At 63.5% G+C, this 14,814-nt stretch carries 13 protein-coding genes; 8 read left to right on the top strand and 5 right to left on the bottom strand.

Annotated elements, in window-relative coordinates; all coding sequences use genetic code 11:
- Nucleotides 1–2: 2 nt before the first annotated feature.
- Entirely contained in the window at nt 3–464 is a 462-nt protein-coding gene (locus ASD12_RS13955; RefSeq protein ID WP_056586586.1) for a (2Fe-2S)-binding protein, read from the bottom strand.
- A 126-nt stretch (nt 465–590) separates the two neighbouring features.
- On the opposite strand from ASD12_RS13955, the gene ASD12_RS13950 reads away from it, so the two are divergent.
- Nucleotides 591–1,190, top strand: coding sequence for a TetR/AcrR family transcriptional regulator (locus ASD12_RS13950; protein ID WP_056586584.1), 600 nt, complete (start codon nt 591–593; stop codon nt 1,188–1,190).
- A gap of 23 nt (nt 1,191–1,213) precedes the next feature.
- Here ASD12_RS13950 and ASD12_RS13945 read toward each other — a convergent pair whose 3' ends face one another.
- The 3 genes from ASD12_RS13945 to ASD12_RS13935 all read right to left on the bottom strand — a co-directional run bounded on the left by ASD12_RS13945 (nt 1,214) and on the right by ASD12_RS13935 (nt 4,427).
- Nucleotides 1,214–2,344, bottom strand: coding sequence for a patatin-like phospholipase family protein (locus ASD12_RS13945; protein WP_056586886.1), 1,131 nt, complete (start codon nt 2,342–2,344; stop codon nt 1,214–1,216).
- 49 nt (nt 2,345–2,393) lie between these two features.
- Complete coding sequence (locus ASD12_RS13940) at nt 2,394–3,185, bottom strand: 3-hydroxybutyrate dehydrogenase (RefSeq protein WP_162252250.1); 792 nt, start codon at nt 3,183–3,185, stop codon at nt 2,394–2,396.
- Nucleotides 3,186–3,338: 153 nt separating this feature from the next.
- A complete protein-coding gene (locus tag ASD12_RS13935) occupies nt 3,339–4,427 on the bottom strand; it encodes a citrate synthase/methylcitrate synthase (protein ID WP_056586578.1) in 1,089 nt (362 codons plus the stop codon).
- Between the two features lie 93 nt (nt 4,428–4,520).
- On the opposite strand from ASD12_RS13935, the gene ASD12_RS13930 reads away from it, so the two are divergent.
- The gene (locus ASD12_RS13930) at nt 4,521–5,660 is read left to right on the top strand and encodes a citrate synthase (protein WP_056586575.1); all 1,140 of its coding nucleotides are present in this window, start codon (nt 4,521–4,523) and stop codon (nt 5,658–5,660) included.
- A gap of 21 nt (nt 5,661–5,681) precedes the next feature.
- Here the strand turns inward: ASD12_RS13930 and phaR are convergent, their stop codons facing one another.
- Nucleotides 5,682–6,293, bottom strand: a complete 612-nt coding sequence (gene phaR / locus ASD12_RS13925) for a polyhydroxyalkanoate synthesis repressor PhaR (RefSeq protein WP_056586571.1) — start codon at nt 6,291–6,293, stop codon at nt 5,682–5,684.
- A gap of 299 nt (nt 6,294–6,592) precedes the next feature.
- Between phaR and ASD12_RS13920 the strand changes: the two genes are divergently transcribed.
- From ASD12_RS13920 to ASD12_RS13895, 6 genes are all read left to right on the top strand, one after another.
- Nucleotides 6,593–7,771 (top strand): acetyl-CoA C-acetyltransferase, encoded by a 1,179-nt coding sequence (locus ASD12_RS13920; RefSeq protein ID WP_056586568.1) that lies wholly within the window; start codon nt 6,593–6,595, stop codon nt 7,769–7,771.
- A gap of 120 nt (nt 7,772–7,891) precedes the next feature.
- Nucleotides 7,892–8,617, top strand: a complete 726-nt coding sequence (gene phbB, locus ASD12_RS13915) for an acetoacetyl-CoA reductase (protein WP_056586565.1) — start codon at nt 7,892–7,894, stop codon at nt 8,615–8,617.
- Nucleotides 8,618–9,331: 714 nt separating this feature from the next.
- Nucleotides 9,332–12,748 carry a helicase-related protein gene (locus ASD12_RS13910; protein ID WP_056586563.1) on the top strand — a complete coding sequence of 1,139 codons (3,417 nt, stop codon included), beginning with the start codon at nt 9,332–9,334 and terminating at the stop codon, nt 12,746–12,748.
- Between the two features lie 126 nt (nt 12,749–12,874).
- Nucleotides 12,875–13,261 carry an RNA-binding S4 domain-containing protein gene (locus ASD12_RS13905; RefSeq protein WP_056586558.1) on the top strand — a complete coding sequence of 129 codons (387 nt, stop codon included), beginning with the start codon at nt 12,875–12,877 and terminating at the stop codon, nt 13,259–13,261.
- Nucleotides 13,262–13,495: 234 nt separating this feature from the next.
- On the top strand, nt 13,496–13,834 hold the full coding sequence (gene fdxA, locus ASD12_RS13900; RefSeq protein WP_023699302.1) for a ferredoxin FdxA: 339 nt from the start codon (nt 13,496–13,498) through the stop codon (nt 13,832–13,834).
- Between the two features lie 367 nt (nt 13,835–14,201).
- Nucleotides 14,202–14,783: a CarD family transcriptional regulator gene (locus ASD12_RS13895; RefSeq protein ID WP_013529179.1), complete on the top strand. Its 582-nt coding sequence runs from the start codon at nt 14,202–14,204 to the stop codon at nt 14,781–14,783.
- Nucleotides 14,784–14,814 lie beyond the last annotated feature (31 nt).

Raw genomic sequence — 14,814 nt, 5'->3', positions numbered from 1 at the left:
GGTCAGAGCCCCGCCGTCTTGAGCGCCGCGGCCTTCTTGATGGCCGAGCGAATCCTGGGATAGGTGCCGCAGCGGCAGAGATTGCCGCCCATGGCGTTGTCGATATCGGCGTCGCTCGGGTCTGCCACCTCGTCGAGCAGCGCCACCGCGCTCATGATCTGGCCGGCCTGGCAGTAGCCGCATTGCGCGACCTGTTCCTCCAGCCATGCCTGCTGCACCGGATGCAGTCTGCCCGCCGTGCCGATGCCTTCGATTGTGGTGACGGCGCCGCTGACCTTGCCGACCGGAAGCGAGCAGGAACGCACCGGCTGACCGTCGACATGAACCGTGCAGGCGCCGCAGGCGGCGATGCCGCAGCCGAACTTCGGCCCTGTCTTGCCAATGAGATCGCGCAGCGCCCACAGCAGCGGCATGTCTGGAACGGCATCGATATCGAATGACTGACCGTCGACGGTGAGGCGCATGGGGATACCCTTTGTTGTCGTCCACTGCCCAAGGACGAAACGTCCTCCTTGGGTCGCTCCGCCCTTAAACAGATTGACAAATTACGTCATTTTGTCAATTAAGATTTTGCAGAGTAGAATTGCTTCATGAATCAGATCGAGGACATCGCCGCCGCCGACCCCAAACGCGTCCGTATCCTGGATGGGGCGCTGAAGGTGTTTTTGGCCTATGGCTTCTCCCGCACCACCATGGACGACATCGCCCGCGCCGCCGACATGTCGCGACCGGCGCTCTATCTCCTGTTCAAGAACAAGACCGACATTTTCCGCGCCATCGCCATGATGATCCTGTCGCGCTCGGTCGAGGCGGCACAAATGGCTCTGGCCGGTGACGGCGCCTTCACCGAACGCATGATGCGCGCCATCGACGAGGCATTCATCTCGATGATGGGCGCCGTCGTTGCCTCGCCGCACGGCGCCGAATTGCTGGACATGAAGTCGAGCCTTGGCGATCTGGTGGGCTGCTGGCGCGGCGGACTTGGCAAACATATCGCCGCCGCGATCGAGGGCGAAGCAGCCAGGAACGGCGTCGATCTGGCGGCCCGGGGCCTGTCGACGCAACTGCTTGCCGACATGCTGCTCGACGGGCTGGAAGGCATGAAGACGCGGATCAGCGATCCGGAGGGGCAGCGGCAGGCCGCCGCCGCCCTGATCAGGGTGATCGACCTGACCTTGAAGGCTCGATGAAACCAGCTGTGCCGGGTTTCAGCTCAGGCCCGACGGCGAACCACTTCGGGTTTCTTGCGCACAGCGAGGAATTCCTTGACCCGCCGGCCAGGTGCCGGACCGCGTACCGGCTTGAAGCCGTCGTCCAGTTCCCCAGAAAGATCGAGCGTCGGACGTTTGCCGACGGCGTCGTAATTCTCTTCCAGCCAGTCGCTGGCTGCGGTGCGGCCGAGATCACGCAGATAGGTCAGGAACGCCCATTCGGCATTGACCTTCGATGACGCCGACAGGTCCTTGAACGCCTCGTCGGCATCGATGCGGTGCATGCGGATGTCGCGATACTCGCCATGCGGCAGACGGCCGGCGGCGATCAGCTCCTTGACGAAGGCGATCGAGCGGAATTCTCGCAACAGCCCGGCGTTGAAGGTGATCTCGTCGATGCGGTTCTGGATCTCGTTGGCGCTCCTTGGTGTTCCCTCCCGCACCACCGGATTGATCTGCACCAGAAGCACGTCCTCGGTCGCCGCCGTCTTGAAGAACGGATAAAGCGCCGGGTTGCCGCCATAGCCGCCGTCCCAATAGGGCACGCCCTTGATCTCGACGGCGCGGAACAGCTGCGGCAGGCAGGCCGAGGCCATCACCGTGTCGAGGTCGATCTCGCCGTCGGAAAAGACGCGCAACTGTCCGGTCTCGACATTGGTCGCCGAGATGAACAGTTCCATCGACTTGCAGGCGCGAACATTCTCGAAATCGATCTCCTGCTGCACAACGTCGCGCAGCGGATTGAGGCCGAGCGGGTTGGCGACGTAGGGCGAGAACACCCGCGACATGGTGTCGAAGAAGAGATAGCCTGGTGTGTTCTCGATCGACCAGTTGCCCCAGGCGACATCCCACGGCATGCGTCGCACCGGGCTGAACCGACCTTTGACCGCCACCGCGCGCCAGAAATCGTCGAGTTTTTGCCGCGCGCCTTCAACACCGCCACGGACAAAACCGTCAGCCAGCGCCACCGAGTTCATCGCGCCGGCGCTGGTGCCGGACACTGCTGATATCTCCAGCCGTCCGTCCTCCAGCAGCCGGTCGAGCACACCCCAGGAAAACGCCCCGTGCGAGCCGCCGCCCTGAAGCGCTACGTTGATCTTCTTCGTCTCCTCCGCCTTGCCGTTTTTGGTCATGGCGTCGTCCTTGATCCGTCTGTTTGGGTCGATGAGAAAATTTTGCGCCTCACGCGGCGGTCCAGCCGCCATCGACCGAGAGATGCGTGCCATTGACCTGCGCTGCCGCGTCCGAGCACAGGAACACCGCCGCCGCCGCGATCTGCTCGACCGTGACGAATTCCTTGGTCGGCTGCTTGTCCAGCATGACCTCGCGGATGACGGTCTCGCGGTCCATGTTGTGGGCTTTCATCTGGTCGGGGATCTGCGCCTCGACCAGCGGCGTCAGCACGTAGCCCGGGCAGATGGCGTTGCAGGTGATCTTTTCACGCGCCAGTTCGAGCGCGACGGTCTTGGTCAATCCCATGATGCCGTGCTTGGCCGAGACATAGGCCGACTTGAATGGCGACGCGACCAGGCCGTGCGCCGATGCGATGTTGACGATCCGGCCGCCACCGGCGTTTTTCATCACCGGAATTGCGGCTGCGATGGTATGGAACGCCGACGACAGGTTGATAGCAATGATGGCGTCCCATTTCTCGATCGGGAACTCTTCCACCGGCGCGACATGCTGGATGCCGGCATTGTTGACCAGGATATCGACCGACCCGAATTTCTCGGCCGCCTTGGCGATCAGCGCGCGGCATTCAGCCGGCTTCGACATGTCCGCCTTGATGTAGGCAGTGTTCACCTTGTGCTGGCTGGCGATCGCATCGGCGACGGCGTGGTCGGCGGCCGTGTCGGAGAAAGAGTTGACGACGACATTGTGGCCTTTGGCCGCCAACGCCTGAGCGATGGCCAGGCCAATGCCTGATGTGGAGCCGGTGATAACTGCGGTTTTCCTGGTGGCCAAGGGCGGAATCCTCTGGTTGCGTCGAGAGCGAGCTTATGTTGCAGTGCAGCATATATACTCAATGCGACGCAATAACAGCGGCCAGAATTTTGCGGCGAGATGAAATTTTCGTCATGAGCGGCCGCACAGCCGCCGCTCTCCCCAGCGAAAGCTAAAAAAGCTTCAGGCAACCAAGTCCGGCACGGGCCCGACATAGCGCGACTGCGGCCGGATCAGCCGTCCAGTCGTCTGCTGTTCACGCGCATGCGCAATCCAGCCGGCGACACGCCCGGCGGCAAAGACATTGCTGAAAGCTTGCGGCGGAAAGCCCGCCGCCTCCAGCAGCAGCGCGGTATAGAACTCGACATTGGTCTGCAGCGAGCGCTGCGGCTTGGCGACCCGAAGCACGTCGAGCGCGGCCTGTTCCACTGTCTCCGCGAAGGCCAGCCGGCGGCCGGTTTCGCCCCCGCCGCCGAGTTGCCGCACCACCGCCTTCAGGACATCGGCGCGCGGATCGCGCACGCGGTAGATGCGGTGACCGAAGCCCATGATGCGCTCACCATGCGCGACCTCGTCGCGCAGCCAGCCAGCGGCATCGCCATGCTCCGCGATCGCATCCAGCATCTCGACCACCGGGCCTGGCGCGCCGCCATGCAGCGGTCCCTTGAGCGCGCCAAGTCCGGCCAGCACGGACGATGTCAGGCCGGCCAGTGTCGAGGCGACGACGCGGGTGGCGAAGGTCGATGCGTTGAGGCCATGGTCGCAGACGGTCACCAGATAGGTGTCGAGCGCTTTCGCCAGACCCGGTGAAGCGACGCTGCCGTTGAGCATCCTCAGCATGTCGGCGGCATGATCGGCCCGGCGGTCCGGCGCGATCGGCTCCTCGCCGCGCTTCAGGCGCAGCAGGGCTGGAGTCAGCACGGCGGGCGCCGCGATCAGCAGCAAGGCGTCCCTCAGCGTGTCGCCGTCCGGCAGCAGCGCCATGCCGGCGCGCATCGCGCTGTAGATATCGAGCGATGCCGGCAAGGGCAGTGAGGGCAAAAGCCGTTCGAACACGTCCTCGCGTGCCTGGCCTAGCGCTCGCGTCAGTTCCGCATCGTCGGGAAGGTCGTCGAAAAAGCCATTCAGCAGCAGGCGCACCACCTGGGCATAGTTCCGGCGGCCGGCCAGTTCCGGCAGCGAGTGACCTCGGATCGTCAGACGGCCGCCAAGACCATCCACGTCGGACAGCACAGTTTCCGCCGCCACCACGTCATCGAGCCCATTTGCCATAGCCTTGTCTCCTTGAAGCATTTTCAGATCGGAGATAAGGCTGGGCAACATGTGCATCAATCTTGATCAATAGAATCAATATCAGAGCCCGATATGTCCGAGTGGTTGTCACGGGAAGAGGCGCTGGAAAGGCTCAAGGTGCGGGCGCAGACGCTCTACGCCTATGTCAGCCGTGGGCGCATCGGCATGCGGCCCGACCGCGCCGATCCGCGCCGCAGCCAGTATCGCGCCGATGACATAGAAGCGCTGGCAATGCGGAGGGCGCGCGGACGCAGCCCGTCAGTCATCGCTGAAAGCGCCATTGCCTGGGGCGAGCCCTCGATCGCAACGGCGATTTCGACCGTCTCGCACGGTCGGCTCATCTATCGTGGGCAGGACGCCGCAGCGCTTTCTGCATATGCCACATTGGAAGAGACGGCCGCAGTGCTCTGGGCTTTGCCGGAACCGGTGGCTTTTGAAGCACCGTCGCCAGATGCGCCCCATCAGACTGGCCGGGCCGCGGCCTTTGCGCAACTTGCCGTGCTTGCCGGCCAGGGGCGCCCATCGCTTGGGCGCAGCGCCGCCTCGCTGCATGCCGATGCCGCGCACGCGATCGGCATGCTGGCCGGCGCGCTGGGCGCACCGGTAGGACCGGATCCGGTCCATCAGCGGCTGGCGCAGGACTGGTCGGTGGATGCTGGCGGCGCGGAAGCGATCCGCCGCGCGCTTGTCCTGCTTGCCGATCATGAGCTGAATGCGTCGACCTTCGCCGCGCGCGTCGCGGCCTCGACCGGCGCGCCGCTGGCCGCCTGCCTGCTCGCCGGGCTCGCGACACTATCGGGACCGCGCCATGGCGGCGCCGGCGAGGCGGTGATGCAACTGGCCGAGGATGCGGCGCGACATGGCGCCGATGCGACGATCCGGCGCTGGCTCAGCCATGACCGGCCGCTGCCGGGGTTCGGCCATCCACTCTATCCCGACGGCGATCCCCGAGGGGCGGCGCTGCTCTCGGTGATCGAGGTTGACGGCACACTGTCGTCGCTGCGCGACGCTGCCCTTGCGGCGACCGGCGCGCTTCCCAACATCGATTTTGGGCTGGCCGCCCTGACGCGCAGCCTTGGCTTGCCGCGCGATGCACCGTTCCGCCTGTTCGCGCTCGCACGCAGCGTCGGCTGGGCCGCGCACACGGTCGAACAGATAACGAGCGCAAGTGTAATCAGGCCGCGCGGCCGCTATGAGGGCGTGCTGCCGTAAGATCAAGAGAGCGCCAATCGCTCACGACATCGTGTCGAGCTTGCGCTGCATGGCCGCGATCTGATCCTTCAGTTCCTGAAGGTCGTCGGGTTTTTCTGGCGTTTCCTTCCTGGCCGGCTCGGGCGTTGGCGCGGCGGCTGGCGCGGAGCCAGCGGGCGGGAACGGCGTGAACAGTCGCATCGCATTCTGGAACATTTCCATGTTGCGGCGTGTCTGCTCCTCCAGCGCCTTGATCGGCGTGGTGATCTTCATCATGTCGAGCGGCGACTTGCCGATCGCCCCCTTCATCTGCTCGCGAAAGCGTTCCTGCTCCTTGGAGAAGGCGAGCATCGACTGTTCGAGGAAGCTCGGCACGATCATCTGCATCTGGTCACCATAATAGGCGATCAGCTGGCGCAGGAATGGGATCGGCAGCATGTTCTGCCCGTCCTTGTTCTCCAGTTCGAAGATGATCTGTGTCAGCACCGGATGCGTGATGTCGTCGCCGGTCTTGGCGTCCTGGACGGTGAACTCCTCGCCCTTCTTGACCATCTCTGCGAGGTCTTCGAGCGTCACATAGGTGCTGGTGCCGGTGTTGTAGAGGCGGCGATTGGCGTATTTCTTGATGATGATCGGATCGTCTTTAGCGGCCATCTACATCCTCCCGGGGACACCGGCGCGCCTCTGAGTAAGCCGCCGATAACGATTGTGCCTTTTTTGAGGATATGCGCAAAAGCCTCACAATTCCAAGCAGTTTGTGCAGTGCGGGATCACTAAATGCTGCATAGCGGGCAAAATATGCTGCGCAGCAATGGACGAATGGCCGCCATGGCAAGGCATGACCTGCTTGCCGCGGATGGGCGCCATGCCCATTTCCGGTTTGACTTGGGGTTGGGAAAGGGCAAGAAAAGTCCTCAACGACAGAACAACACCCTTGAAGTCTGGAGAAGAAAATGTCCGCTTCCATCGTCATTGCCAGTGCGGCGCGCACGCCGGTCGGCTCCTTCAACGGCGCCTTCGCCGCCACCCCCGCGCATGAGCTCGGTGCCGTCGTCATCAGGGAATTGCTATCGCGTGCCGGTGTCGAACCAGGCGAGGTCGACGAGGTCATCCTCGGTCAGGTGCTGACCGCCGCTCAGGGTCAGAACCCGGCCCGCCAGGCATCGATCAATGCCGGCTTGCCCAAGGAGACCACCGCCTGGGGCCTCAATCAGGTTTGCGGCTCGGGCCTGCGCGCCATTGCACTCGGCATGCAGCAGATCGCCACCGGCGATGCCAAGGTGATCATCGCCGGCGGCCAGGAATCGATGTCGCTTTCGACGCATGCCCAGCACCTGCGCGCCGGCGTCAAGATGGGCGACTTCAAGCTGATCGACACCATGATCAAGGACGGGCTGTGGGATGCCTTCAACGGCTATCACATGGGCAACACCGCCGAAAACGTCGCACGTCAGTTCCAGATCACCCGCGACGATCAGGACCAGTTCGCGTTGGCCTCGCAGAACAAGGCCGAGGCCGCGCAGAAGGCCGGCAAGTTCAAGGACGAGATCGTCGCCGTCACCCTCAAGGGCAAGAAGGGCGACACCATTGTCGACCAGGACGAATACATCCGCCACGGCGCCACGATCGACGCCATGACCAAGCTGAAGCCGGCCTTCGACAAGGACGGCACGGTGACCGCCGCCAACGCCTCCGGCATCAATGACGGCGCCGCCGGCGCGTTGCTGATGAGCGAAACGGAAGCGGTGAGGCGCGGCATCACCCCGCTGGCGCGCATCGTGTCCTGGGCTACCGCCGGCGTCGATCCGCAGATCATGGGCACCGGACCTATTCCCGCCTCGCGCAAGGCCTTGGAAAAGGCCGGCTGGTCGGTCGGCGATCTCGACCTGGTCGAGGCCAACGAGGCCTTTGCCGCCCAGGCCTGCGCCGTCAACAAGGACATGGGCTGGGATCCCTCGATCGTCAACGTCAATGGCGGCGCCATCGCCATCGGCCACCCGATCGGCGCTTCAGGCGCCCGGATTTTCAACACGCTGGTCTTCGAAATGCGCCGGCGCGGCGCCAAGAAGGGGCTGGCCACCCTATGCATTGGCGGCGGCATGGGCGTCGCCATGTGCGTGGAAGCGCTCTAAAGAGAAGTGAATAGCGAATAGGGAGTAGCGAATAGGGAAGAATGGCGTCAGCGCAACGGGACATCAATCCCTACTCGCTATTCGCTACTCCCTATTCGCTCCAAAAAGGGAGGAGCGCATATGACCAAGGTAGCAATCGTCACAGGCGGATCGCGCGGTATCGGCGCGGCGATCTCGATCGCATTGAAGACCGTCGGCTATTCGGTTGCCGCGAACTATGCCGGCAATGACGAAGCGGCGGCGAAATTCAACGCCGAGACCGGCATTCCGGTCTACAAATGGTCGGTGGCCGACTATGATGCCTGCGCCGCCGGCATCAGCCAAGTCGAGGCCGATCTCGGCCCGGTCTCGGTGCTGGTCAACAATGCCGGCATCACCCGTGACGCCATGTTCCACAAGATCACCCGCGAGCAGTGGAAAGAGGTCATCGACACCAACCTGTCCGGCGTCTTCAACATGACGCATCCGCTGTGGAGCGGCATGCGCGACCGCAAGTTCGGCCGCGTCATCACCATCTCCTCGATCAACGGCCAGAAAGGCCAGGCCGGCCAGGTCAACTATTCCGCCGCCAAGGCCGGCGACATCGGTTTCAGCAAAGCTCTCGCTCAGGAGGGGGCTCGCGCCGGCATCACCGTCAACGTCATCTGCCCCGGCTACATCGCCACCGAGATGGTCAAGGCAATCGACGAGAAGGTGCTCAACGAGCGCATCATTCCGCAGATCCCTGTCGGCCGGCTCGGCGAACCCGAAGAAATCGCGCGCTGCGTCGTCTTCCTCGCATCCGAAGATGCCGGCTTCATCACCGGCTCGACCATCACAGCCAATGGCGGCCAATACTTCGCCTGACGACGCGGCGGCGTAGGCGGAGAGATCGACGGGCCGGCACACCCGGCCCGTCTTTCGTTGCCGGTCAGTCTTTTCGACGTGACCCAATCCGGCACGCAGAGGTTAACAGCCACCCGCTGCCCTGTGCGAAAGCTACTTCGTAACCTGTGGATTCTCGGTGGATAAGCTGTTCACAACACAAGATATTGGGTGAACAAACCAAGAAAATTCTGACATCGCTGATTCGTCGCCGATTCGTTCCGGCTTTGAGCGGAACGTTAACGGCGACAGCCGGAATCGCCTGCCAATTCCTTAACGCGGGTTAAGAAAGGTCAACAATTTCATAATCTTGGCTGAGGCACGCCAAGCCACTGTGATCGTTCATCGGCAAAGATTAACGGCAAGGCCCTCTTAGCATGAAACGGGCCAGTTCAGCGATTCAGCATGTGGTGAGAACCGCGGTCGCAAAATCCACATGTAGCCGTGAACAAAAGCTGAATCTGCAGGAGTCACTGATTCGTCGCTGATTCGTTCCAGACTCGTTCTATCTGTTAATTCGCAGCCGGTTGAGAGCTTGACAAAACCACCTTCTGGCCGTCAGCGGAACATTCCGCTTTCGCTTCGCGCCCGAAATCCCTATGTGTCGCCTGTCATACGCGCCACTTTGAGGCACGCTCCCGACAACCAGAGGCCAGAAGCCTTATTTCCAGGTCCCAGAAGCCTTATTCTAGGTCAATGAACATCCAGCCCAAACACACCGAGCCGCTGATCCTGTCGGGCCGCGACGTGACCGCCGTGCTTGGGCCGACCAACACCGGCAAGACCCATCTCGCCATCGAACGCATGGTGGCGCATGAGAGCGGCATCATCGGCCTGCCGCTCAGGCTGCTGGCACGTGAGGTCTACGCCCGTGTCTGCGAAAAGGTCGGCGCCCACAAGGTCGCGCTGATCACCGGCGAAGAAAAGATCCAGCCACCGGGCGCCAAATATTCGGTCTGCACGGTCGAGGCCATGCCGCGCGAGACCGACGCCGCCTTCGTCGCCATCGACGAGGTGCAGCTCGCCGGCGACCTCGAGCGCGGCCACATCTTCACCGACCGCATCCTGCATCTGCGCGGCCGCCAGGAAACGTTGCTGCTGGGTGCGGCCACCATGCACGGCATCCTGCAGCGCCTGCTGAGGGGGGTCTCGGTGGTGACGCGGCCGAGGCTGTCGCATCTTGCCTATGCCGGCTCCAAGAAGCTGACCCGCCTGCCGCGGCGCACGGCAATCGTCGCCTTCTCCGCCGACGAGGTCTACGCCATCGCCGAGCTCATCCGCCGCCAGCAAGGCGGTGCCGCCGTCGTGCTCGGCGCGCTCTCGCCGCGCACCCGCAACGCCCAGGTGGCACTGTTCCAGTCCGGCGATGTCGACTATCTCATCGCCACCGACGCCATCGGCATGGGCCTCAACCTCGATCTCGACCACGTCGCCTTCGCCCAGAACCGCAAGTTCGATGGCTTCCAGTACCGCAACCTGACGGCGGCCGAGCTTGGCCAGATCGCCGGCCGCGCCGGCCGGCATCTGCGCGACGGCACCTTTGGCGTCACCGGCCAGGTCGACCCGCTGGACGAGGAGCTGATCAAGAAGATCGAAGGCCATGATTTCGATCCGGTGAAGGTGCTGCAGTGGCGCACCGCGCATTTCGACTTTGCCAGCCTCGACGCGCTGAAGCGCTCGATCGAGACCAACGCCCCGGTCGAGGGACTGACGCGGGCATTGCCTGCCGTCGACGCACAGGCGCTCGAGCATCTGTCGCGCGACGAGGACATCCGTGCACTCGCCACCAATGCCAAGCGCGTGGCGCTGTTGTGGGAAGCCTGCGCGCTGCCCGACTACCGCAAGATCGCGCCGGCCCAGCATGCCGACCTCATTGCCTCGATCTACACGGACCTCGCACGCCACGGCCATGTCGACGAGAATTACATGGCCGAGCAGGTGCGCCGCGCCGACACCACCGAGGGCGATATCGACACGCTGTCGCATCGCATTGCCCAGATCCGCACCTGGACATTCGTGTCGAACCGGCCCGGCTGGCTGGCCGATCAGGCACACTGGCAGGAAAAGACGCGCGAAATCGAAGACAGATTGTCGGATGCGCTGCATGAGCGGTTGACGAAACGCTTCGTAGACCGCAGGACTTCCGTCCTCATGCGGCGCCTTAGAGAAAATACCATGCCTGAAGCCGAAATTAGTCCTACCGGAACCGTCCTTGTCGAAGGCCACCATGTCGGCGAGTTGCAAGGGTTCCGCTTCACCGCAGACCAGACCGCCGGCGGCGAAGACGCCAAGGCTGTGCGCACCGCCGCGCAGAAGGCGCTGGCCGCCGAGTTCGAGGCGCGCGCCGAACGCTTCGGTGCCTCGGCCAATGGCGACATCGCGCTTGGCTCGGACGGCACGCTGCGCTGGATCGGCGCGCCGATCGGCACGCTGGTATCAGGCGAAGACGCGCTGAAGCCGCGCCTGGTGCTGCTGGCCGACGAACAGCTGACCGGCCCAGCGCGCGACAAGGTCGCCGCGCGTGCCGAACGTTTCGTCAATTTCCAGATCGAGTCGCTGCTGAAGCCGCTGATCGACCTGAAGAACGCCGATCAGATTTCCGGCATCGGCCGTGGCATCGCCTTCCAGCTGGTCGAGAATTTCGGCCTCATCAACCGACGCGACATCGCCGAGGAGATGAAGTCGCTCGACCAGGAAGGCCGCGCCGCTCTTCGCCGGCTTGGCGTGCGCTTCGGCGCTTACCATGTCTTCGTGCCGGCGCTGATCAAGCCGGCGCCTGCCGGACTGGTGACGCTGCTGTGGGCGCTGAAGAACGATGGCAAGGACAAGCCCGGCTTTGGCGACGTGGTCCATGCTCTCGCCTCCGGACGCACCTCTGTGGTCATCGATCCGGCTTTCGACAAGACCTTCTACAAGCTTGCCGGCTACCGCAATCTCGGCCGTCGCGCCGTGCGCATCGACATTCTGGAACGGCTGGCCGATCTGATCCGTCCGGCGACCAACTGGAAGCCCGGCCTCGGCCAGCGCCCGGACGGCGCCTATGACGGCCAATCCTTCATGGTGACGCCGCCGATGATGTCGATCCTCGGCGCCACCGCCGACGACATGGAAGAAATCCTGAAAGGCTTGGGCTATCGTGCCGAGCCGAAGCCGGCCGTCGAGGTCAAGGCGCGGCTCGAAGCGCAGGACAATGCCGCGCGCGAAGCGGCGATGGCGAAGTTTGCGGCGGAAGAGGCTGCACGAGCCGAGCAGGCCAAGGCGGCCGAAGCCGCGGCAACGGATGCCGCGGCAGAGGCAGCAATCGAAGGGGCGGAGCCGGCGTCGGACACAGTGGCCCTTTCGGAAACCGTCGCCGAAATCCCCGCCGAAATCATCGCGGACGCCGCGGCGGAACCTGCTGTGCCTGCAGTCGAACAGGCGGACGCTCCGATCGAAACCGCTCAGGACGAAGCGCCGGTAGCCGAGGCTGCGGCCGAAGCCGCAGAACCGGCACTGGTTGAACCGCAGGCAGAGGCTGAAGCCGCGGCGGCAGAGGAAGCCGCACCGGCCGAGCTGGTGTCGGATGCCGCGCCCGCAACGGACGCCGCGCCGGAAGAGCCTGCAGCGGTGGCTGAAGCAGCTGCCGGCGAACCCGCTCCGGAAGCCGAAACGCCAAAACCCATCCTGTTGTGGCGCCAGGGTCGTTTCGAACAGCGCCCGCGCAACCGCGACGACAATCGCAAGAACAATCGTGCACGCAACGGACAAGCGCGCGGCCGAAGCGATGCGCCTGCGGATGCCGCCGGCGCAGCGGCCGCAACTGCATCCGGAGAGCGTCCGGCCCAGGAAGGACGGCGCGATGGAGCCGGCAAGGCGCGCTTCGACCGCTCGAAGTTCAAACCCAAGCCGCAGACCGAAGGCGAACAGCGGCGTGACGGCCGGCCGCAAGGCGAGCGTCCCGACCGCCGCGAAGGCCGTCCCGACTGGAAGGGCGGCAGGCCGGATGGCAAGGGTGGTCCGCAAGGCGGCAAGCCCGCCTTCCAGCCGAAGCCGCGCGAGGAGCGCCCGGTGCGCTTCGATCCGGACTCGCCCTTCGCCAAGCTCGCTGCTCTGCGCGACCAGCTGAAGAAGTAGGCCAGAGCCGGATGATTTCGGGTCGAATCGACCTGAAATCTGAATCCGCTCTAAACTTAAGAGATAGAGCATGATGTCGTCCGAAAGCCGCTTCGCACTTTTCGGCATCATGCTCTAGGCGCTTCGATGGTTGCTGAAGGCCGCCAGCGTATCGACAAATGGCTGTTCTTCTCGCGCGCCGTGAAATCGCGCTCGCTGGCGGCAAAGCTGGTCGTGTCCGGCCGGGTTCGCATCAATCGCGACAAAGCAGCGCAGGCCTCCGATCAGGTCAAGTCAGGCGACGTGCTGACCATCACGCTTGAGCGGCGCATCTTCATCTGGAAGGTACTCGGCGCCGGTACGCGACGCGGTCCGGCCGAGGAGGCCCGCACGCTCTACGAGGATATGTCGCCACCGCCCGCGCCGAAGGGCGAAGCCCCTCCCGATGCAATTCCGGGGCTGCGCGAGGCCGGCAGCGGCCGCCCGACCAAGAAGGAACGCCGCCAGACCGACCGATTGCTCGGCGAAGATTGATGCCTGGCGTCCAAAATCACGCAGCGGTTCTGGGATAGCGACACGCCTGAGGCAAAGACTGACCCCCGCAAAAGACGCCGCGCGGAACATGACTGACTTCCGCCGGGCCTGTCGTCTGGAATTCCATTCCGGAAACACCGGCACCTCCCGCAATGGCTACCCTTGCAAGCGGCCGATAAAGGCGTTACCTGACGGAAAAAGCCCAACAAAAATGGGACGTCCCGGAGCCGACCGATGACCTATGTCGTGACCGACAATTGCATCAAATGCAAATACATGGACTGCATCGAGGTCTGTCCGGTCGACTGTTTCTACGAAGGCGAGAACATGCTCGTCATCCATCCCGACGAGTGCATCGACTGCGGCGTCTGCGAGCCGGAATGCCCGGCCGACGCGATCAAGCCCGACACCGAGCCCGGCCTCGACAAATGGCTGCAGGTCAATACCGAATACGCCGATAAATGGCCCAACATCACCGCCAAGAAGGAGCCTCCGGCAGACGCCAAATCCTTCGACGGCGAGGCTGGCAAGTTCGAGAAGTACTTCTCGGCAGAGCCCGGCGAAGGCGATTGACAACACGGCCGCAAAGGCCGGTATTACGCTAGGTAAGAGGCATGTCACATTAACCGGCTTGACAGCCGGCGCCGGGTTGTGGCCTTCGCGTATGCAGCAAAACCTTGATTCTTCCGACTTTTTGTGTTACATTAACAAAACATGCCGGTGACACAACGTCGATTTATGGCGCAGACGCCCAAAATCACTGAAAGGTGAAAATCCCATTCCGGACCAGAGCGATCTGGGGCCAGGCGGCCGCAATGTTGCGTTTGCCGGCCCGGCTTTTCCGATGGGTCATCTGTTGTGCGGCTAACGATCGGTTTCCCCGATCGAGCGAGTTCGGGCCGGCAGGACGCCGGTACCACAACAAGGAGTTCAGGGCGTAATGGCAACGATCACCCCGCAGAAGAAGTCCACCGCTGCGCGTCACGGTTTCAAGACCGGCGAATACATCGTCTATCCGGCGCATGGCGTCGGCCAGATCGTCTCGATCGACGAGCAGGAAGTTGCTGGACACAAGCTGGAACTGTTCGTGATCGACTTCTCGAAGGACAAGATGCGCCTGAAGGTGCCGGTCGCCAAGGCGACCTCCATCGGCATGCGCAAGCTGTCGGAAGAGGATTATGTCGAGCGCGCGCTGAAGGTCGTGCAGGGCCGCGCCCGCGTCAAGCGCACCATGTGGTCGCGCCGCGCCCAGGAATATGATGCGAAGATCAATTCCGGCGACCTGATCTCGATTTCGGAAGTTGTGCGCGATCTCTACCGCGCCGACAACCAGCCGGAGCAGTCCTATTCCGAGCGTCAGCTCTACGAGGCGGCGCTCGATCGCATGGCCCGCGAGATCGCTGCCGTCAACCGCATGTCGGAAACCGAAGCCGTGCGCCTGATCGAGGTCAACCTCAACAAGGGCCCTAAGCGTGGCGCCAAGGCCGACAATGAAGAAGCCGAGCAGGAAGAAGCTGCCTGACCTTCGTCACCTCTGAATTCATGGAAAACCC

This window comes from Mesorhizobium sp. Root102 (assembly GCF_001425625.1).
In the GTDB taxonomy this organism is placed as follows: domain Bacteria; phylum Pseudomonadota; class Alphaproteobacteria; order Rhizobiales; family Rhizobiaceae; genus Mesorhizobium.
Note: the sequence above shows the minus strand (reverse complement) of the source record. Positions and strands in the feature narration are given on the sequence as shown.